Below are 19,001 nucleotides of genomic sequence, written 5' to 3' on the forward strand. Positions count from 1 at the left end.
TGGGCCTCGGGGACGGCACCAGACTCTATCCGGGGGCGCCCACAGGGCGGCGCAGGCGCGGCGACGAGCCCGCGCCTGCGCCGCCCTGTGGGCACGGATAACCTGCACGGGTGGACGTACCCGACACTCCGGACGAGCAGCCCGGCACCCCGCGCGACCCGCGGCCGGACCGCGGTGCGGGCCCCGAGTACCCGGTCGCGTGGGAGGCCGACGTGGTGCTGCGCGACGGCACGACGATGCACCTGCGGCCGCTGCGCCCGGACGACGCCGACGCGATCCAGCGCTTCCAGGAGGCACAGTCCGAACGGTCGGCGTACTTCCGCTTCTTCGCGCCCGTGCGGCGCCTCACCGACCGGGAGCTGAACCGCCTCACGCACCTCGACCAGCACGACCGCGTCGCGCTGGTGGCCGTGCGGCCCGGCGTCGACGCCGACGGACGCCCGCGCGAGGACGTGCTCGGTGTCGCCCGGTACGACAAGGTGTCGGCCGCCGAGGCGGAGGTGGCCTTCAACATCGCCGACGCGATGCAGGGCAAGGGCCTGGGCTCCGTGCTCCTCGAGCACGTCGCCGCGGCGGCGCGCGAGCGCGGCGTGCGGCGGTTCACCGCGGACGTGCTGCCGCAGAACTCGTCGATGCTCGCCGTGTTCCGCGACGCCGGGTACGAGGTGAGCCAGCACCTCGACGACGGCGTCGTCATGGTCGCGTTCGACCTCGACCCGACGGAGCGCTCCCGCGAGGTGATGGCCGACCGGGAGCACCGTGCCGAGGCGCGCTCCATGCAGGCGCTGCTGTCCGCCCGGCGCGTGCTGCTGGTCGGCCCCGGGCCGGCCGGCCCCGGCGGCGCGGCGCCGGAGCACCACCTGGCGCAACGGGTCGTGGACGCCGCGGCGGCCGACCCGGGCGACACGCTGCTCACCGTGCTCGGCGCCCCCGGCCCGGTCCCGGACGTCGACGGGGTGACGGTCGTGGCGTCGTGGGAGGAGGCCCTTGCCGGGGACGACGGGGCCGACGGGGCCGACGGGGACGGCGGGACCGACCTCGCGCTGCTCTCGGTGCCGCCTGCGGACGCCGTCGACGCGGTGCGCCGGCTGGCCGGGCGCGGCGTGCGCGGCGTGGTCGTGCTCGCCGCCGGGTACGCGGAGACCGGCCCGGACGGCCTGGCCCGGCAGCGCGAGCTGGTGCGCGCCGCGCACGCCGGCGGGATGCGGGTGGTCGGGCCCGCGTCGTTCGGCCTGCTCACGACGACCCCGGGCGCGCGGCTGCACGCGAGCCTCGCCGAGAGCTCGCCCCGCGCGGGCGTGGTCGGCATGTTCTGCCAGTCGGCGCCCGCCGCCGTCACGCTCACCCGGACGCTCGAGCGCCGGGGCCTCGGCGTCTCGGCCCTCGTGTCCGCGGGGCACCGCGCCGACGTGTCGGGCAACGACCTCATGCAGTACTGGCAGGACGACGCGCGCACCGCCGTGGTCTGCCTCTACCTCGAGTCCATCGGCAACCCCCGCAAGTTCTCCCGGATCGCGCGCCGCCTGGCCGGGGTGAAGCCCGTCGTCGTGGTGGTGGCGGGCCGGTCCGGGCAGGTCGTGCCGCCGGGCCACGCCGTGCGCGCCACCCGCGCACCCCGCCGCCTGCTCGACGAGATGCTGCGCCAGTCCGGCGTCATCCGGGCGGAGAACACCCACCAGCTCATGGACGTCGCGCAGGTGCTCGCGCACCAGCCCCTGCCGGCGGGCGGCCGCGTGGGCATCCTCGCCTCCTCCGCGGCGCTCGCCGCCCTCGTCGCGGAGGCCGCGGCCGCCGCGGGCCTCGTCGTCGCGGCGTCGTCCGACTTCCTGCTGCCCGACGCCACCGACGAGCAGATCGCCCAGGTGACTGACGCGCTCTACGCCCCGGGGGCGTGCGACGTCGTCGTGGCCGTCGACGTGCCGGTCGTCGTGCCGCGGACGGGGGCGGTGGCGCGCGCGGTCGCCGAGGCCGCCGCCCGGACCGGGCGCACCACCGTCGCGTCGATGCTCGGCCTCAGCGGCCTGCCCGACGAGCTCGCCGCGACCGGACCCGACGGCACGCCCGTGCGCATCCCGGCGTTCTCGACCCCCGAGGACGCCGTGACCGCGCTCGGCAAGGTGGTGACGTACGCGCGCTGGCGCACGGAGGACCGCGGCACGCACGTGCGCCCCGACGGCGTGGACGCGCGGCGGGCGCGCCGGCTCGTCGAGGGCTGGCTCGCGGACGCCCACGGCGGGGACGGCCGTGTGCTGACGCAGGACCAGACGGCGGAGCTCCTGGACTGCTACGGCGTGCGGCTCTGGCGCTCGCGGACGGTCCGCACGGCGGACGAGGCCGTCGCGGCTGCCGACGCGATCGGGTGGCCGGTGGCGCTCAAGACGGCGTCGACCGCGCTGCGGCACCGCACGGACCTCGGCGGGGTGCGTCTCGACATCGCCGACGCGGGCGAGCTGCGCGCCGACGTCGAGCGGCTGCGGCAGGTCGCGCTCGAGGTCCTGGGGGAGGAGGAGCCTGCCATGGAGGTGCAGGCGATGGCGCCCGTGGGGGTGCCGTGCGTCATCCGCTCCGGCGAGGACCCGCTGTTCGGCCCGAAGGTCTCCTTCGGGCTCGCGGGCGACGCGACCGACCTGCTCGACGACGTCGCCTACGGGATCCCGCCGCTCACCGACGTGGACGTGGCGGCCATGGTGCGCACCGTGCGCGCCGCGCCGCGCCTGTTCGGGTACGGCGGCGCGCCCGAGGCCGACATCGACGCGCTCGAGGACGTGCTCGCGCGGGTGTCGGTGCTGGCCGACGACCTGCCCGAGCTGGCCTCGCTGGAGCTGTACCCGGTGGTGGCCGGCTCGGTCGGCGTGAGCGTGCTGCACGCCGTCGTCCGGCTGCGGTCGGCGGCGCAGCGGGCCGACGCGCCCCGGCGAGCCCTGCCCGGCTGAGTCCTGGTCGAGTGTCGGTCCGGGCGCCGCCCGTTCGTCGTGCTGGTGACAGCCGACCAGCGAGGAGCGCACGATGACCCCGACCCCGACCCCGACCGACGGCCGCGCCTCGGCGCCTGCCGTCCCGACCGTCGTCGACCGGGAGGCCTGGCAGGCCGCCCGCGACGACCTGCTCGTGCGGGAGAAGGCGCACACGCGGGAGGGCGACGCGATCGCCGCCGCGCGTCGCGGCCTGCCGATGACGGAGGTCGACGCAGCCTCCGTCGTCGTCGGGCCCCACGGCCCCGCCACCCTGCTGGACCTGTTCGCCGGGCGCGAGGAGCTCGTCGTCTACCAGCACATGTGGCACCCGGGCGCGCCCGCCGAGGACCAGTGCGCGGGCTGCACCCTCACGTACGTCGCCGTGCAGGATCCCGCCTACCTCACCGCCCGTGGCGTGTCGTTCGCGGTGCTCGCCCAGGCGACCTGGGCGGAGCTGGCGCCGTTCGTGGAGCTCATGGGCTACCCGCAGCACTGGTACGCCGTCGCGGACCCCGGGTCCCGCGTGCAGGACGAGGTCGTGCGCGGCGACAACTCCGGCACCTGGGCGTGCTTCTTGCGCCTGGGTGACCGGGTGTTCCTCACGGGCACGCTCACGGGGAGAGGCTGCGAGGCCACGATGCCGGCGCTCGCGCTGCTCGACCTGACCCCCCGCGGCAGGCTCGAGGCCTGGCAGGAGTACCCCGAGGGATGGCCGGAGGGCCGCGAGTCCGGCTGGTTCTGGCGCGCGCACGCGGACGGCGGCGGCAGCGGCTGGGGTGCGGGCCGGCCCACTCCCCAGTGGGCGCGCCTGGGCGCGGCACCGGCGGGGGAGGACGACGACCACGGGCTCGGGTCGGCCCGTCCCGGCGTTGGTGGTCTCCCGGCGGGCGTGGTGGGAGAATGCGCGGGTGCCGCATGCCACTGCCCGTGAGAACCTCCGTGCCGATCTGTCCGCCCACGTGCGCCGGGCCGGGTACTACCCGGACCTGGTGGAGGACGTCCTCGACGTCGCGCTCGCCGACGAGGACGTGCTCGCCCACCTCGTGCAGGCCGAGACCACGTTCGACGACGCGGTGCGCCGCCACCTCACCGTGCTGGCGCTCACGCCGACCCGCCTGGTCACCGCGCACGTCGACGACCACGAGGGCGACGCGGCCCACCCGTCGTCCGCGGCGGCGACCACGGAGGCCGTGCCGCTGAGCGAGATCCGCTCCGTCGCGCTCACGCACGTCGTCGACGAGCCCGCCGAGCACCGCCCCGGCGACAGCGCGTCCGAGCTCACGCTCGCGATCGGCTGGGGCGCGGTCTCGCGGGTCGACCTGGAGCCGGCGCAGTGCCCGGACCCGAACTGCGAGGCCGACCACGGCCTCACCGGGCAGCTCACCCCCGACGACGTCGTCGTGCGCGTCAGCGGGGCCGCGGAGGGCCGGGACGCCCTGCGTCGCGCGATGGCGTTCTCGCGCTCCCTGTCGGCGGCGACGGGGGCGAGCGGGCGCGTCGCCCGATGACGGCGACCCTGGCGCTGCCCGACGGCCTGCTCGCCCCCTCCTACGGCACGGGCTCGCTCGCCGCCGTCCTGCCCGCCGTCGCGGGCGCCCTCGGCGTGGACCTCACGACCGCGACCGGCCTGCGGTCGGCCGACTGCCGCGACGCGCTCGGCCTGCCGTCCGGCGTGCGGCGGGCGGTCGTCGTCCTGGTCGACGGGCTGGGCCTGGCGAACCTCGCCGAGCGCGGCGGCCACGCCCCGTTCCTGCGCTCGCTGGCCGCGGACGGCCGGTCGGTGCTGTCCAGCTTCCCGTCGACGACGGCCGCGGCGCTCGCGACGTTCGGCACCGGCACGGCGCCGGGCCGCACCGGGCTGCTCGGCTACACCCAGCGCAACCCCGCGACGGGAGGCCTGGCCACGACCGTCTCCTGGACCGAGCAGTCCGACCCCTACCGTCGGACCAAGCTCTCCGGCCCGATGCGGGCGGAGCCGGAGGACGTGCAGCGCGAGCCCACCGTGCTCGAGCGGATGGCCGCCGCCGGCACGCGGGTCGTCGCGCCCGGACCCGCCCGCTTCGCGGGCTCCGGGATGACCCGCGCGGCCCTGCGCGGACCGCGCTACGTGCCCGCCGAGGGCCTGGACGCCCAGGTGGGCACCACGGTGCGGGAGCTGCGCGAGCCCGGCCTCGTGTACCTGTACCACGGAGCGGTCGACAAGGCGGGCCACCAGCACGGGCCGCAGTCGTGGCAGTGGGGCGACGCCCTGGAGGAGACGGACTCCGAGCTGCGCCGCCTCGTGCGGTCCGTGCCGCAGGGCACGCTCGTCGTCGTCACCGCCGACCACGGCCAGGTGACCGCGGACCTGTCCCGCCAGCACGACGTCGCCGCGCACCCCGAGCTGGCGCGGGACGTCGCGCTGCTGGGCGGCGAGCCGCGCGCCGGCCACGTGTACGTCGCGCCCGGCGCGGACCCGCGCGACGTCGCGGCACGCTGGGCCACGGTGCTCGGGGACGACGCGCTCGTGGTGCTCCGCGACGACGCGGTCGCGGCCGGCTGGCTGGGCCCGGTGGCCGAGCACGTGCTGCCCGTGGTGGGCGACGTCCTCGTCGCCGCCCGCGGTGCGGCGACGGTCGTCGACTCGCGGCTGCACCCGTCCGGCGCCCGTGAGATGCCGGGCGTGCACGGGTCGCTCACGCCCGCGGAGATGGTCGTGCCGCTGCTGGTCGCCCAGGCGTAGCCGGCGGCCCGGGGCGGCCACGGCGGCACGGGCGGTACGGGGCGGCGACGAATTCCGTGGCGCGTCCGGGCGCCGGGTGCCACCATGCCGAGATGGAGCAGAGCGTGCAGGACGGCGCGCAGGACCCGGCGCCCGCGTCCCGCTGGACCCGCGCCACGGTCTACCCCGACATGTGGGTGGACCCGGCGGACGACCCGCGCGAGAGCGACGCCGGTCGCGACCCGGGCACGGACGAGGAGCGGGCGCTCCTGCTCGACTCGCTCCGCTCGTACCGGCTGACGGTCGAGATGAAGTGCGCCGACCTGGACGCCGAGCAGCTCGCCCGCCGCTCGGTGCCGCCGTCGACGATGTCGCTGCTGGGCCTCGTGCGCCACCTGACCGAGGACGAGCGGCACGTGCGGCGCATCATGACGGGCGAGGACGCGCCGTGGCTCTACCGCAGCGACGCGCACCGCGACGGCGACTGGGACGGCGCCGTCGCCGACCCCGCCGTCGTCGAGGAGGCGTTCCGGCGCTGGCGGGAGGAGATGGCGGCCACCGACCGCATGGTCGAGGGCTTCGGCGACCTCGGCGCGACGAACGCGGGGTTCTCCGACCTGGGTGCGGAGCCGGGGGCCGCGATCACCCTGCGCGAGCTGCTGCTCAGCCACGTCGAGGAGTACGCCCGGCACTGCGGCCACGCGGACCTGCTGCGCGAGCGCGTCGACGGCCGCGTCGGCCAGTAGGTGCGGCCGGCGCCCCGTCGTCTGACAGGATCTGGCGCATGGCCGAGCTCGTCTTCTTCTCCGGGACCATGGACAGCGGCAAGTCGACGCTGGCCCTGCAGACGGACCACAACCACGCGGCGCGGGGGCGGTCCGGGCTGATCTTCACGCGCGACGACCGCGCCGGCACCTCGCGGCTGTCGTCGCGGCTGGGGCTCGAGGTCGACGCCCGCGAGGTCACCGACGGCACCGACTTCTGGGAGGTCGTGGCCGCCGAGCGGCAGGCCGGCCGGGTCGTGGACTACCTGGTGTGCGACGAGGCGCAGTTCTACTCCCCGGCCCAGGTGGAGCAGCTCGCGCGGCTGGTGGACGAGGTGGAGCTCGACGTCTTCGCCTTCGGCATCACGACCGACTTCCGCACGAGGCTCTTCCCCGGCGCCGCCCGGCTGATCGAGCTCGCCGACCGCGTCGAGGAGCTGCAGGTGCGGTCGCTGTGCTGGTGCGGCGCCCGGGCCACGCACAACGCGCGCACGGTGGGCGGGGTTATGGTCGTCGAGGGGGACCAGGTGGTGGTGGGCGACGTCGCCGGGGCGCCCGACGGCGGCCCGGTGTCCTACGAGGTGCTGTGCCGGCGCCACCACATGCGACGCATGACGCAGGACGACGCCCGGCGTCGCGCCGCCGTCACGGACCAGCTCGACCTGGGCGACCGCGCCTGACGCGTGGACAGCAGGCGGACGGCCGGAGCGAGCGGCGGGCGCGGGCCGTCAGGACGAGGGGCGGCCGCCGCCGAAGACGATCTCGTCCCAGCTCGGCACCTGCGCGCGGCCCTTGCGTCCCGACCGGCGCGCCCCTGACGGCTTGTCGGCCCGGGGTGCAGGCGCCGCCGGCTGCGGGCCGGGCGCACCCTGCGCCGGCGGTCCGCTCGGCGCCGGCGCGTCGTCGACGACGTCGGACGGTCCTTCGGCGTGCGTGTCGGTGCGGGCCTCGGCGGGGGCCTCCGTGCCCTCGCCGCCGTCCTCCCGGTCGAGCGGCAGCACGCCCGGCACGGGCCGGCGGGAGGCCGACGGGTGGGTGGACCGGTCGGGGCCGGAGGAGCGCAGGCCCGCGCGGCGCGACCCGAGGTCGACGACGCTCGCCCCGCCCGCACCGGCGGGCTCCGGGGCGGGCTCGGCACCGGGCGTGTCGTGCACGGACGGGGGAGCGCTCACCTCACCGACGGGGATCGGCGCCGGCGGGGGAGGGACGTCGTCGGTCGTGCGCGCCGGGGTGCGCCGTCGGTCGCCGGGCCGCTGCCCGCGCCGGCCGGCGAGGTCGTCCAGGAGCAGCGCCGTCGTGTCGTCCTCGGAGTGCCGGCGCGGGGCGACCGTGCGGCCGGCCGTGGACGGGACGCCCCTCACGTCGGGCGAGACCGGGTCGTCGGGCTGGCCGAGCCAGCGCGCCTCGTCGTCGAGCGGCGTGACGACGCGCCCCTTCGGGTCGAACGTCCAGCGTGCGGACCGGTCGCGGTCGCCCGCGGAGAACCGCACCTCGACCACCCAGGGCGCCGTGCCGTCGCGGCGCGCGGACCAGCGCGCCTCGGCGGCGGTCACGCCACGCGCGGCGAGCCTGGTGTCGGCGACCTCACCGAGCGTCGTGGTTTCGTCGTCGCCCGGCAGCCGGTGGGCGCGCACCTGCCCGATCACGTGGTCGCGCTCCGCGGCCACGGGCCACTCGTAGCGCTGCACGTGCTCGGCGGGGAGGCCGGACTCCTCGGCGAGCTCCTCGACCGACGCGCCCGCGCGCAGGCGCGCCTGCAGGTCGCGCGGGCGCAGGGCCGTGACCGCCTGGGCGCGCAGGGCCTCGGTGCGCGGCCGGTCGCGCCGCACCGCGGCACGCAGCGCCTCCGTGATGGGCAGGGTGCTCTCGGTGCCGTCGGGGCCGCGCAGGACCAGGCGCTCACCGTCCTCGTGCAGCCTCACGAGCTCGAGCTCGGCCATGCTTCCTCCCTCACAGGTCGCCCGCGGGTGTCCGTCGGGGCGGGTCCGCCTGTTCGAGGGTGCCACCGGCGCGGCGCGGGACCGCGCAGGCGCGTCGGTGTGCCGCCGATTGTGGCGCCCACCGACGGGCCGCCTGCCGGCGTGCCTGGGAGGATGACGTCCCGTGGACGCGTTCACCTCCGGCCCGGTCTCCTACCTGGAGCTCGTCGCCGTCTTCGTCGCGGCGGTCTCGGGCGGGCTCGCCGCCGTGCGCAGGCGCTTCGACGCGTTCGGCGTCCTCGTCCTGGCGTGGGTCACCGGGCTCGGCGGCGGGATCCTGCGCGACGTCCTCATCGGGGACACCCCTCCGGTCGGGATCTCGAGCTGGCGTCTCGTCCTGGCCGCCCTCGCCGCCGGCGTGATCATCTTCTTCTTCCATCCCGGCCTGGAGCGCATGCGGCGCTCGGTCCTGGTGCTCGACGCGGCCGCGCTGTCCCTCTTCGTGCTGCAGGGCACCACCAAGTCGCTCGACCTCGGTGCCGGCGTGCTCGCGTCGGTCGTGGTGGGCGTGCTGACCGCGGTCGGCGGCGGCATCCTGCGCGACGTGCTGGTGGGGGAGGTGCCGCTCGTGTTCGCCGACCGTCAGCTCTACGCCGTGCCCGCGCTCGTCGGCGCCGGCCTCACCGCCACGCTGTGGCACGAGGGCGTGCTGCAGCCGTGGACCGCGATCGGGGTGGTGGTCCTCGTCTTCGGGTTCCGCATCGCGTCCCTCGCCCGGGGGTGGACCGTGCCCCACCCCGGTCCCGGCTGGACCGCCCGGTGGGGGCGGCGGTCAGGCAAGATGTAGGTCGTGGACGGACGAGCGGAGCCCCGTGGCCTGACCGAACCTCTCCCGGGCGGCACCGACGTCGGGTCGCTGAGGGCGCTGGCCCGCAGCCTCGCGTGCGAGGCGGGGGCGCTGGTGCGCGACGGGCGCCCGGAGCGCGTCGAGGTCGCCGCCACGAAGTCGAACGACGTGGACCCGGTGACCGACATGGACCGGGCGGTCGAGGAGCTGCTCCGCCGCCGGCTGGCCGCCGAGCGGCCCGACGACGCGATCCTCGGCGAGGAGGGCGACGACACGCCCGGCACGTCGGGGCTCACCTGGGTGCTCGACCCGATCGACGGCACGGTGAACTACGTGTACGGCGTCGCGTCGTACGCGGTCTCGGTGGCCGTCGTGGCCGGGCCCGTCGACCCGGAGCGCTGGACGGCGCTCGCGGGCTGCGTGCACTCGGTGGTGGACGGCGTCACCTGGACCGCGGCGCGCGGTCAGGGTGCCGAGCGCGACGGGCGCGCGCTGCGCGTGAGCCGGCCCGACTCCCTCGCCCGGTCCCTGGTGGGCACGGGGTTCGGCTACGTGCCCGAGCGCCGGGCGCGGCAGGGCGAGGTCCTGGCCCGCGTCCTGCCGCGGGTGCGGGACATCCGGCGCCTGGGGTCGGCGGCCATCGACCTGTGCCTGCTCGCGGAGGGAGCGCTCGACCTCTACTACGAGCGCGGGCTCAACCCCTGGGACCTGGCGGCCGGTGCCCTGGTGGCCGCGGAGGCCGGGGCCTGGGTGGGCGGGCTGCACGGCCGGGGGCCGAGCAGCACGATGACGGTCGCCGGCGCGGCACCGGTCGTGGAGGATCTCGTGCGGCTGCTCGAGGAGGCCGACGCCGACGGGCCCGAGCCCCCGGTCCGGGGCCTGGCCGGCTGACGAGGTTCGGGGGTTCCGGGCCCGCGCGCCGGGGTGAAGTATCGCTTCAGCCCGCACGTCTCGCCGAGGGCGAACACGCCGGCCCCGGGACGCGTCGTCGCAGGTCAGCGACCGGTCTCCGGCCTGTGACACGAGGAACAGCGCGTGGTGTCGCGCGCCCGCGCGAAATGGTGCACAATCCGTGGGCCGACCGGGAACAAAAACCCGGTCGCCGAGCATTATCAGCGCGTACCGACACCGATACCACGGAGCGTGACCACACAGATGGCAACCGACTACGACGCCCCCCGCAAGAACGACGAGGACGTGGAGCAGGACTCGATCCAGGAGCTCCAGGCGCGTCGTTCCGACAAGTCGTCGGGTGTCGTCGACGAGGACGAGACGGAGGCCGCGGAAGGCTTTGAGCTTCCCGGCGCCGACCTGTCCGGCGAGGAGCTCGCGGTCCGCGTCCTGCCCCGCCAGGCCGACGAGTTCACCTGCACGAGCTGCTTCCTCGTCCACCACCGCAGCCAGCTGGCCTACGAGAAGAACGGTCAGATGATCTGCACGGAGTGCGCCGCCTGACCGACCGCCGGGTCGGGGCGCGAGCACCACGGACGACACGGGCCGTCACGTCGAGGACGTGACGGCCTTCGTCGTCTCCCGACGAGCCGGCGCGGCTCAGCGTGCGAGGGCCGCGGCCAGCGCCTGCGGGCGCCGGGTCGACAGCAGCCAGTACGGCGTGGGGTCGAGCGGGTCCTCCAGCTGCACGCGCACGCCCGTGCGTGCCCACGCGCGCAGGCACACGAACGCGCGCGCGTCGAGCGCCGGGCCCAGGGCGGTGCGCATCGCGTCGGCGTCGTCCATCGTGGTCACCTCGCCCAGGAGATCGACGGTGATCTGCGCCTTGCCGGCGCGCAGCCGGCCGTCGGAGACCTCGATGACCGGTGCGGTCGCGACGAGGACCCAGAGCGTGCCCGCCGCGACGAGGGCGCCGACCACGGCCGAGACCGCGTGCGCGAGCGGCCACAGCGTCACCGCGACGATCACGCCGAGCCCGACGGCGCCGCACCAGGCCGCCGGGCCGGGGGACAGGCGCTCCCGGAAGGCCGGGCCGGTGACGGGGGTCGGGTGGGGCGCGTGCTCGCTCATGGGCCCATCATCCCAGCACCGCGGGGCCGCGCGGGCACGGTCGCGCGCACGCTGGCGCGACCTGCCTCGTCGGCTACGCTTCCCGGGTGCCCGACACCGCCAGCCAGGACCAGAGCGTCCCGAGCACCGATCCGCACCCGCGCCCGAGCGACCCGCCGGGACACGACCCCAGCCCCGTCCCGAGCGTGGACCCGAGCACGGTCGACGTGCTCGTCACGCTGCTCGACGACGTCCCGACCCCTGCGTACGCGCACCCGGGCGACGCGGGCGCGGACCTCGTGACCACCGTCGACGTCGAGATCCCGCCGCAGGGCCGCGTCGTCGTGCCCACGGGGGTGGCGATCGCGCTCCCGGAGGGGTACGCGGCCTTCGTGCACCCCCGCTCCGGCCTCGCGGCGAAGCACGGGGTGACCGTCGTGAACGCGCCGGGCACCATCGACGCGGGCTACCGCGGGGAGATCAAGGTGGTCCTCCTGAACACGGACGTCGCCGAGCCGGTGCGGCTGCGCCGCGGCGACCGGGTGGCGCAGCTCGTGGTGCAGCGGGTGGAGCACGCTCGCTTCCTCGTGGCGACGACGCTGCCGGGGTCGCACCGCGGCGAGGGCGGGTTCGGCTCGAGCGGCGGTTTCGCCGGCGGCTGACGCCCCCGGACACGGACCGGAGGCGTGCCCGAACCGGTCTACTGTGGGAGATGGGTAGGGCTCGCCCGGCCGCCGGGCGAGCAGGACGACGAGAAGGAGATCCTCCGTGGGGCTGTTCCGGCGCAACGCGTCGAAGAAGGCGACCGACGACGCCCGCGAGCCTGCGGCCGCCGCCGCCCAGGACGTGGAGGCCGCGGAGGCCGCCGGCGGCACGGACGAGGCGGAGCGTCCCGAGCGCGGCCCGTTCGACTCGACCCAGGTGACGGGCATGGGCCCGCGTGTCGACCTCGGCGCCGTCTGGCTGCCCGTCCTGCCCGGCCTGGAGCTGCGCATGGAGGTCGACAAGAAGACCCAGAAGGTCACCGGGGTGTCCGCGACCCTCAACGGCTCGGGCCTGCAGGTGCAGGCGTTCGCGGCCCCCCGCACGGAGGGCATCTGGGACGAGGTCCGCGCCGAGATCGGGGCGTCCATCACGCGCCAGGGCGGCACCGTCGACGACGTGCCCGGCACGTTCGGGCGCGAGCTGATCGCGCGCATCCCGGCCACGGGGCCCGACGGCAAGCCGGCCGTGCGCCCCGCCCGCTTCGTGGGGGTGGACGGTCCGCGCTGGTTCCTGCGGGGCGTGCTGTCCGGCCGGGCGGCGGTCGACCCCGAGGCCGCGAAGCAGCTCGAGTCCGTGTTCGCGAACGTCGTCGTGGTGCGGGACGGCAACCCCCGCCCGCCGCGCGACCTGCTGACCCTCACCCTGCCCAAGAGCGCGCGCCAGGGCGGGGCGTCGGGCGAGGACACCCCCGCGGGACCCGAGGGCGCCGCGCCGCAGACACCGTCGTTCGACCCGCTGACCCGCGGGCCGGAGATCACCGAGATCCGGTGACCGACCCGGCCGCGAGGCCGGCTCGACCACCAGCCTGGAGCTGTTGATGTCCCTGCGAACCGCCGTCCGGCACGCGCTGGCCTCCGCCGACGAGGTCGCCGCCGACGAGGAGCGCCACGAGGCCGCCGCCCACCGTGGCTGCACCCCGGTCGCCGACCTGGGCGACCGCCGTCGCGCCAGCGCCGCCGGGGTGCTGCGCTCGGTCGTGCTGCGCCCGCGCGAGGGGGTGCCGACCGTGGAGGCCGAGCTGTACGACGGCTCCGGCTCCCTCGACCTGGTGTGGCTCGGACGGCGCGCCATCGCGGGCATCGACCCGGGCCGCCGAATCCGCGTCGAGGGCCTGGTGTGCGACATCGACGGCCGGCGCACGATGTTCAACCCCCGGTACGAGCTGCGCGCGCGGGCCGGCGAGTGAGCGACGGACACCCGGTGGCGGGGGAGCCGGCCGACCCCGGCGCGCCCGCGACCCCCGCGACGCCCGCAGGTGACGCGCGGGGCGTGCGGGCGGTCACGGGCGACACGTTCTCGTTCGGACAGGCCGTCGGCGGCGTGCGCGGTGTGGTCGAGGCGGTGCTGCCCGGCCTGCTCTTCGTGGTCATCTACGTCATCGCGTCGATGGGCGGCGACGAGCGCGGAGCACTCACCTGGGCGCTCGTGGCGTCGGTGGGCGCGGCCCTCGTCGCCGTGGTGGCCCGGCTCGCGCAGCGGACCCCGATCACGCAGGCCCTCGGCGGCCTGCTCGGCATCGGCGTGGGCGTCTTCTGGGCCTGGCGGTCCGGCGAGGCGCAGAACTTCTACGTGTGGGGGCTGTGGACCAACGCGGCCTACCTCGCGGCCATCCTCGTGTCGCTGGCGGTGCGCTGGCCGGTGGTCGGGCTCGTGGTGGAGGCGGTGCGCGGCGGCTTCGCCGATGTCGCCGCCGAGCGCGCCCGCGACGCCGACGGCGCGCAGCCGCAGGCCGGGCCCTCCGGCACCGGCTCGCCCGAGACCGTCGCGCCCGGGGCGCCCGCGCCGGACGCCGGCCCGAGCCCGCTCGCCGCGCTGGTCGCGTGGCGCAAGGACCCGGAGCTGGTCCGGCGCTACACCCTCGCCACGTGGTTCTGGGCGGGCCTGTTCGCGCTGCGCCTGGCGGTCAAGGTGCCCCTGTACTTCGCCGACAGCGTCGGCTGGCTGGGCACCGCGCACCTCGTGCTGGGCGTCCCGCTGTGGGGCCTGGTCCTCTGGCTCACCTGGGTCGTCGTGCGCGGTGCGCACGACGACCGCCCCGCGACGGCGCCTGCGGGCCCGGCCGCCGGGCCGCCGGCGGCCTAACGACCGTCGTCCTGGGCAGCGTCGTCCTGGCCGGCGTCGTCCTCCGCGTCGCCGTCCGTACCACCGGCGTCCGCACGGTCGGTGACGGCGAGCTCGGGCGCCACGAGGGGCTCGCCCGCCGCCACCGCGGGGACCGGCGTCCCGCCGCGCGCGAGCAGGCGCTGGAGGGACTCCTCGTCCGCCTGGCTGCCCATGACGAGCACCAGCTCGTCGCCGGACTCGAGGGTGTCGTCCACCGTCGGCGCGAGCGGCTGCGCCCCGCGCACGATGCACGCCAGCACCGTGTCCGTGGGCCACACGACGGACCCGACGCGCGCCCCCACCAGGGGCGAGTCGTCGGGCAGGGTCACCTCGACGATGTCCGCGCCGGACTGGTGGAAGGTGAAGATCCGCACCAGGTCCCCGACCGCCACGGCCTCCTCGACCATCGCCGTCATGATCCGCGGGGTCGACACGGCGACGTCGACGCCCCAGGAGCCGTCGAACATCCACTCGTTCTTCGGGTTGTTGACCCGTGCCACCGTGCGGGGCACGCCGAACTCCGTCTTGCACAGCAGGGAGAAGACGAGGTTCGCCTTGTCGTCGCCCGTGGCGCCGACGACCACGTCGGCGCTCGTGACGTCCGCGGCCTCGAGCGAGGACAGCTCGCAGGCGTCGGCGAGCAGCCAGTCGGCCTCGGGCACCTGCGCCACGCGCATCGCGGCGGGGTTCCTGTCGATGAGCACGACGTCGTGGTCGTGGGAGAGGAGCTCGCGGGCGATCGACCGGCCGACCGACCCGGCCCCGGCGACGACGACGCGCATCAGCTGTCCTCCCGCCGCGGCTCGTGGGTGAGGACGCGCTCGACGGCGGCCGCGTCGTCGGCGCGCATGAGGACGTGCAGCACGTCGTTCTCCTGCAGCACCGAGCCCGGCGTCGGCAGGATGCCGTCGGTGTAGCGGGACAGGAAGGCGACCCGGGCGCCGGTGGCCTCTTCGATGCGGTGCACCGTCAGCCCGGCCCAGCCCGGGTGGTAGTCGACCTGCGCGAGGCGCACCTGCCCGGACGGGTCGCGGTACTCGTCGGTGGCGCCCATGGGCAGCATGCGTCGCAGCACCTGGTCGGCCGTCCAGCGCACGGTCGCGACCGTCGGGATGCCGAGGCGCTGGTAGATCTCCGCGCGCTGCGGGTCGTAGATGCGGGCCACGACGTTCTCGACCCCGTACGTCTCGCGCGCGACGCGCGCGGCGAGCACGTTGGAGTTGTCGCCGTCCGACACGGCGGCGAAGGCGTACGTGTCCTCGATGCCGGCCTGGGCGAGCGTGTCCCGGTCGAAGCCCACGCCGGTCACCTTCTGCCCGGAGAACCCGGCCGGCAGGCGGCGGAACGCGTCGGGGTTCTGGTCGACGACGGCCACGGAGTGGCCGCGGGACTCGATCGTCTGCGCGAGCGTCGACCCGACGCGGCCGCAGCCCATGATCACGAAGTGCACGGGCGAAACGCTATACCTCGCCGAGCCCGCGGACATCGCGGCGGCGTCCCGACGGGACCCGCGCGCCCCCCGGCGCGCGCGGGCATAGCATTGCTCGACGTGTCGGACATCGCGGACGCCGCCAAACGGCTCCTCATCGGGCGCCCCGTGCGCAGCGAGAACCTGGGGCACACGCTCCTGCCCAAGCGCGTCGCGCTGCCGGTCTTCGCCTCGGACGCGCTGTCGTCGGTGGCCTACGCGCCGGACGAGATCCTCCTGACCCTCGCGGTCGCCGGCATCGCCGCCACGACGATCTCCCCGTGGGTGGGCCTCGGCGTCGTCGTGGTGCTGCTCGTGGTGGTCTCCTCCTACCGCCAGAACGTGCGGGCCTACCCGTCGGGCGGCGGCGACTACGAGGTCGCGACGACCAACCTGGGGCCGTCGGCGGGCATCGGCGTCGCCTCGGCCCTGCTCGTCGACTACGTGCTCACGGTGGCGGTGTCGATCTCGTCGGGCGCCCAGTACGCGGCGTCGGCCCTGCCGTTCCTGCGCGGGCACGAGGCCCTGTTCGCCGTCGCGGTCGTCGTGGTCCTCACGGTGATGAACCTGCGCGGCGTGCGCGAGTCGGGCACGGTCTTCGCGATCCCGACCTACTGCTTCATGGCCCTCGTGGGCCTGCTGGCCGTGGTCGGTGCGATCCGCTACTTCGCGGGCGACCTCCCGATGGCGGAGAGCGCCGACTTCGAGATGACGCCCGAGGCGGGCTTCGACCAGGGGCTCACGGGGCTCGCGGGCGCGTTCCTCCTCGCGCGGGCCTTCGCGTCCGGCTGTGCGGCCCTGACCGGCGTCGAGGCGATCAGCAACGGCGTGCCGGCGTTCCGGAAGCCGAAGTCGCGCAACGCCGCCACGACCCTGGCCCTGCTCGGCGGCATCTCCGCGACGATGATGATCTCGATCCTGCTGCTCGCCCAGGTCACCGGGGTGAAGTACGTGGAGGACGCCCACGACCAGCTCAGCGTGGGCGGGCAGCCGCTGCCGGAGGACTACAACCAGCACCCCGTGCTGAGCCAGCTCGCCGAGGCGGTCTTCCAGGGCTTCACGCCCGCGTTCGTGGCGATCTCGATCGTCACGGGCCTCATCCTCGTGCTCGCGGCGAACACCGCCTTCAACGGCTTCCCGGTGCTCGGCTCGATCCTCGCCAAGGACGGCTTCCTGCCGCGCCAGCTGCACACCCGCGGCGACCGGCTCGCGTTCTCCAACGGGATCATCACCCTCGCCGTCGCGGCGATCGTCCTCATCGTCGCCTTCGACGCGCAGGTCACCCGGCTCATCCAGCTGTACATCGTGGGCGTGTTCGTGTCGTTCACGCTCTCGCAGCTCGGCATGCTGCGGCACTGGACGAGGGCGCTGCGCAAGGAGCCCGACCCCGCCGAGCGCGCCCGCATGCAGCGCTCCCGGGTGGTCAACGGCGTCGGCTTCGTCATGACGGCCACGGTGCTCGTCATCGTGCTCGCGACGAAGTTCACGCACGGCGCGTGGATCACCCTGCTGGCGATGGCGGTCCTCTTCGCGCTCATGAAGGCGATCCGCGCCCACTACGCCCGGGTGCGCACCGAGCTGGAGCTCGACGACGTGGCGGGGGCCCGCGCCCTGCCCAGCCGCGTGCACGCCATCGTGCTGGTCTCGAAGATCCACAAGCCGACCATGCGCGCCGTGGCGTACGCGCGGGCGTCACGCCCGTCGGTGCTCGAGGCCGTGACCGTCGGCGTGGACGCCGAGGAGATCGCGGACCTGCGCGCCCGGTGGGAGGCGCTGGACCTGCCGGTGCCGCTGCGGGTGCTCGACTCGCCCTTCCGGGAGATCACGCGGCCCGTGCTCAAGTACGTGCGCTCGGTGCGGCGCGACTCGCCGCGCGACCTGGTCGTCGTCTACATCCCCGAGTACGTCGTGGGGCACTGGTGGGAGCAGCTGCTGCACAACCAGTCCGCGCTGCGCCTCAAGGGGCGGCTGCTGTTCACGCCGGGCGTCGTGGTGGCCTCCGTGCCCTGGCAGCTGTCGTCGTCGGCCGGGCAGACCGGCCTGGAGGGCACCTCGCCCCGCGGCCCGCGGTTCTGACCCCCGGGGCCCGCCGTCCCGGGCCCGTTCGGGGCGGCCCGCCGCACGGGGGAGAATGGTCCCCATGCCCCGACCCCGTCGTTCCGCGCCGCGTCCCCGATCCACCGCCCCCGACCCGGAGGTCGGCCGAGAGGTGGAGCTCGAGATCGGCCCCGTCGCGCACGGCGGCCACTGCGTCGCGCGCCTCGACGGCCGCGTCGTGTTCGTGCGGCACACGCTGCCCGGCGAGCGCGTGCGCGCCCGCGTCACGGAGACCGGCTCCCGCTTCTGGCGCGCCGACGCCGTCGAGGTCCTCGAGGCGTCGCCCGACCGTGTCCCGTCCGCCTGGCCCGCCGCCGGCCCGGGCGGCGTGGGCGGCGGCGAGCTCGCCCACGTGTCCCTCCCCGCGCAGCGCCGCTGGAAGGCCGCCGTCCTCGCCGAGCAGCTGCAGCGGCTCGCGAAGCTCGAGCGCGAGGTCGAGGTGGAGGCCGCGCCCGGCGACGACGAGCGCGGGGGCCTGGGCTACCGCACCCGGGTGGATCTCGTGGCCGACGCCGACGGGCGGGCGGGGATGCGACGCTTCCGCTCCCACGACGTGGTGCCGCTGGACGGCATGCCGCTCGCATCCGAGGCGGTCGCGGCGCTCGCGGACGCGGAGGACGTGTGGACCCGGCGCTGGCGGCCGGGCGCCCGCCTCGAGCTCGTGGCGCCCGCGGACGGCGGGGACGCGCTCCTCCTCGTCGACGACGTGCCGTGGCGCCGCGGCCGCGGCGACACCCGGCCGAACGCCCGCCGGTCGGTCACCGAGACCGTACGGGCCGGCGGCGGCGAGCACCGCTACCGCGTCGCCGCCGAGGGCTTCTGGCAGGTGCACCGGGCCGCGCCCGACCTGCTCACGGGCGCCGTGCTCGACGCGGCGGGCGACCTCGACGGCGCGACGGTGCTCGACCTGTACTCGGGTGCGGGCCTGTTCACCGTGCCGCTCGCCGCGGCCGTCGGCGGCTCCGGCCGGGTCGTCGCCGTCGAGGGCGACGCCCGCGCCGTGAAGGACGCGCGCCGCAACGCCCACGACCTGCCCCAGGTCGAGCTGCACCTGGGCGCCGTCGACCGCGTCCTGGCCGACGGCGACGCGTCGGGCTCCGACGTCGGCGCGGCGGACGTCGTCGTGCTCGACCCGCCTCGCGCGGGCGCCGGCCGCTCCGTCGTGGACGCGATCGCCGCCCGTGGCCCGAGGCGCGTCGTCTACGTCGCCTGCGACCCCGCCGCACTGGCCCGAGACATCGCCTACCTCGCCGGGCACGGGTACGAGCTCGCCGGGCTGCGCGCCTTCGACCTCTTCCCGATGACGCACCACGTGGAGGCCGTCGCCGTCCTCGATCGCTGACCCATTCGCAACGTGGGTGCTGACGTGTTCCTCATTCGGC

Annotated in this window: 19 protein-coding genes; 15 read left to right on the plus strand and 4 right to left on the minus strand. The window is 76.1% G+C overall.

Features of this window, described 5'->3' with window-relative positions; all coding sequences use genetic code 11:
* The first annotated feature begins 110 nt into the window (after positions 1 to 110).
* The 6 genes from ACH436_RS02625 to ACH436_RS02650 all read left to right on the plus strand — a co-directional run bounded on the left by ACH436_RS02625 (position 111) and on the right by ACH436_RS02650 (position 7,099).
* A complete protein-coding gene (locus tag ACH436_RS02625) occupies positions 111 to 2,933 on the plus strand; it encodes a GNAT family N-acetyltransferase (RefSeq protein WP_430558618.1) in 2,823 nt (940 codons plus the stop codon).
* A gap of 73 nt (positions 2,934 to 3,006) precedes the next feature.
* Positions 3,007 to 3,885 (plus strand): DUF899 family protein, encoded by an 879-nt coding sequence (locus tag ACH436_RS02630; protein ID WP_430558619.1) that lies wholly within the window; start codon positions 3,007 to 3,009, stop codon positions 3,883 to 3,885.
* On the plus strand, positions 3,863 to 4,462 hold the full coding sequence (locus ACH436_RS02635; protein WP_430558620.1) for a DUF5998 family protein: 600 nt from the start codon (positions 3,863 to 3,865) through the stop codon (positions 4,460 to 4,462). Before ACH436_RS02630 ends, ACH436_RS02635 begins: the two co-directional genes overlap by 23 nt.
* Positions 4,459 to 5,676, plus strand: coding sequence for an alkaline phosphatase family protein (locus ACH436_RS02640; RefSeq protein ID WP_430558621.1), 1,218 nt, complete (start codon positions 4,459 to 4,461; stop codon positions 5,674 to 5,676). Before ACH436_RS02635 ends, ACH436_RS02640 begins: the two co-directional genes overlap by 4 nt.
* Positions 5,677 to 5,768: 92 nt before the next feature.
* Entirely contained in the window at positions 5,769 to 6,401 is a 633-nt protein-coding gene (locus ACH436_RS02645) for a DinB family protein (protein WP_430558622.1), read from the plus strand.
* Between the two features lie 38 nt (positions 6,402 to 6,439).
* Positions 6,440 to 7,099 (plus strand): thymidine kinase, encoded by a 660-nt coding sequence (locus ACH436_RS02650; protein WP_430558623.1) that lies wholly within the window; start codon positions 6,440 to 6,442, stop codon positions 7,097 to 7,099.
* Between the two features lie 48 nt (positions 7,100 to 7,147).
* Here ACH436_RS02650 and sepH read toward each other — a convergent pair whose 3' ends face one another.
* Positions 7,148 to 8,359 carry a septation protein SepH gene (gene sepH / locus ACH436_RS02655; RefSeq protein WP_430558624.1) on the minus strand — a complete coding sequence of 404 codons (1,212 nt, stop codon included), beginning with the start codon at positions 8,357 to 8,359 and terminating at the stop codon, positions 7,148 to 7,150.
* 163 nt (positions 8,360 to 8,522) lie between these two features.
* Between sepH and ACH436_RS02660 the strand changes: the two genes are divergently transcribed.
* The 3 genes from ACH436_RS02660 to ACH436_RS02670 all read left to right on the plus strand — a co-directional run bounded on the left by ACH436_RS02660 (position 8,523) and on the right by ACH436_RS02670 (position 10,640).
* Positions 8,523 to 9,185: a trimeric intracellular cation channel family protein gene (locus tag ACH436_RS02660; protein WP_430558625.1), complete on the plus strand. Its 663-nt coding sequence runs from the start codon at positions 8,523 to 8,525 to the stop codon at positions 9,183 to 9,185.
* 3 nt (positions 9,186 to 9,188) lie between these two features.
* Positions 9,189 to 10,076, plus strand: a complete 888-nt coding sequence (locus tag ACH436_RS02665; protein WP_430558626.1) for an inositol monophosphatase family protein — start codon at positions 9,189 to 9,191, stop codon at positions 10,074 to 10,076.
* A gap of 264 nt (positions 10,077 to 10,340) precedes the next feature.
* Positions 10,341 to 10,640, plus strand: a complete 300-nt coding sequence (locus ACH436_RS02670; protein WP_429729811.1) for a DUF4193 domain-containing protein — start codon at positions 10,341 to 10,343, stop codon at positions 10,638 to 10,640.
* Between the two features lie 96 nt (positions 10,641 to 10,736).
* Here the strand turns inward: ACH436_RS02670 and ACH436_RS02675 are convergent, their stop codons facing one another.
* A complete protein-coding gene (locus ACH436_RS02675; protein ID WP_430558627.1) occupies positions 10,737 to 11,207 on the minus strand; it encodes a DUF3093 domain-containing protein in 471 nt (156 codons plus the stop codon).
* A gap of 185 nt (positions 11,208 to 11,392) precedes the next feature.
* Between ACH436_RS02675 and dut the strand changes: the two genes are divergently transcribed.
* The 4 genes from dut (at position 11,393) to ACH436_RS02695 (ending at position 14,033) form a co-directional block, all read left to right on the plus strand.
* Positions 11,393 to 11,848 (plus strand): dUTP diphosphatase, encoded by a 456-nt coding sequence (gene dut / locus ACH436_RS02680; protein WP_430559137.1) that lies wholly within the window; start codon positions 11,393 to 11,395, stop codon positions 11,846 to 11,848.
* 106 nt (positions 11,849 to 11,954) lie between these two features.
* On the plus strand, positions 11,955 to 12,722 hold the full coding sequence (locus ACH436_RS02685) for a DUF3710 domain-containing protein (protein WP_430558628.1): 768 nt from the start codon (positions 11,955 to 11,957) through the stop codon (positions 12,720 to 12,722).
* 46 nt (positions 12,723 to 12,768) lie between these two features.
* Complete coding sequence (locus tag ACH436_RS02690; RefSeq protein ID WP_429729800.1) at positions 12,769 to 13,137, plus strand: OB-fold nucleic acid binding domain-containing protein; 369 nt, start codon at positions 12,769 to 12,771, stop codon at positions 13,135 to 13,137.
* On the plus strand, positions 13,134 to 14,033 hold the full coding sequence (locus ACH436_RS02695; protein ID WP_430558629.1) for a DUF3159 domain-containing protein: 900 nt from the start codon (positions 13,134 to 13,136) through the stop codon (positions 14,031 to 14,033). Before ACH436_RS02690 ends, ACH436_RS02695 begins: the two co-directional genes overlap by 4 nt.
* Here the strand turns inward: ACH436_RS02695 and ACH436_RS02700 are convergent.
* Both ACH436_RS02700 and ACH436_RS02705 read right to left on the minus strand, forming a co-directional pair.
* On the minus strand, positions 14,030 to 14,836 hold the full coding sequence (locus ACH436_RS02700; protein ID WP_430558630.1) for a potassium channel family protein: 807 nt from the start codon (positions 14,834 to 14,836) through the stop codon (positions 14,030 to 14,032). The two genes, ACH436_RS02695 and ACH436_RS02700, sit on opposite strands and share 4 nt — an antisense overlap.
* Entirely contained in the window at positions 14,836 to 15,489 is a 654-nt protein-coding gene (locus tag ACH436_RS02705) for a potassium channel family protein (protein WP_430559138.1), read from the minus strand. Before ACH436_RS02705 ends, ACH436_RS02700 begins: the two co-directional genes overlap by 1 nt.
* A gap of 114 nt (positions 15,490 to 15,603) precedes the next feature.
* On the opposite strand from ACH436_RS02705, the gene ACH436_RS02710 reads away from it, so the two are divergent.
* Together ACH436_RS02710 and ACH436_RS02715 are read left to right on the plus strand one after the other, a co-directional pair.
* A complete protein-coding gene (locus ACH436_RS02710; RefSeq protein ID WP_430558631.1) occupies positions 15,604 to 17,598 on the plus strand; it encodes an APC family permease in 1,995 nt (664 codons plus the stop codon).
* A 64-nt stretch (positions 17,599 to 17,662) separates the two neighbouring features.
* Complete coding sequence (locus ACH436_RS02715) at positions 17,663 to 18,961, plus strand: class I SAM-dependent RNA methyltransferase (RefSeq protein ID WP_430558632.1); 1,299 nt, start codon at positions 17,663 to 17,665, stop codon at positions 18,959 to 18,961.
* Positions 18,962 to 19,001 lie beyond the last annotated feature (40 nt).

This window comes from Isoptericola sp. NPDC019693 (genome assembly GCF_044389085.1).
GTDB lineage: Bacteria > Actinomycetota > Actinomycetes > Actinomycetales > Cellulomonadaceae > Isoptericola.

Excerpts from the sequence above, each read along its gene's own strand:
- ACH436_RS02640 (WP_430558621.1), top strand. The coding sequence starts at position 4,459 with ATGACGGCGACCCTGGCGCTGCCCGACGGCCTGCTCGCCCCCTCCTAC.
- ACH436_RS02715 (WP_430558632.1), top strand. The coding sequence starts at position 17,663 with ATGCCCCGACCCCGTCGTTCCGCGCCGCGTCCCCGATCCACCGCCCCC.
- ACH436_RS02675 (WP_430558627.1), bottom strand. The coding sequence starts at position 11,207 with ATGAGCGAGCACGCGCCCCACCCGACCCCCGTCACCGGCCCGGCCTTC.
- ACH436_RS02690 (WP_429729800.1), top strand. The coding sequence starts at position 12,769 with ATGTCCCTGCGAACCGCCGTCCGGCACGCGCTGGCCTCCGCCGACGAG.
- ACH436_RS02670 (WP_429729811.1), top strand. The coding sequence starts at position 10,341 with ATGGCAACCGACTACGACGCCCCCCGCAAGAACGACGAGGACGTGGAG.
- sepH (WP_430558624.1), bottom strand. The coding sequence starts at position 8,359 with ATGGCCGAGCTCGAGCTCGTGAGGCTGCACGAGGACGGTGAGCGCCTG.
- ACH436_RS02705 (WP_430559138.1), bottom strand. The coding sequence starts at position 15,489 with ATGGGCTGCGGCCGCGTCGGGTCGACGCTCGCGCAGACGATCGAGTCC.
- ACH436_RS02645 (WP_430558622.1), top strand. The coding sequence starts at position 5,769 with ATGGAGCAGAGCGTGCAGGACGGCGCGCAGGACCCGGCGCCCGCGTCC.
- ACH436_RS02700 (WP_430558630.1), bottom strand. The coding sequence starts at position 14,836 with ATGCGCGTCGTCGTCGCCGGGGCCGGGTCGGTCGGCCGGTCGATCGCC.
- ACH436_RS02650 (WP_430558623.1), top strand. The coding sequence starts at position 6,440 with ATGGCCGAGCTCGTCTTCTTCTCCGGGACCATGGACAGCGGCAAGTCG.
- ACH436_RS02630 (WP_430558619.1), top strand. The coding sequence starts at position 3,007 with ATGACCCCGACCCCGACCCCGACCGACGGCCGCGCCTCGGCGCCTGCC.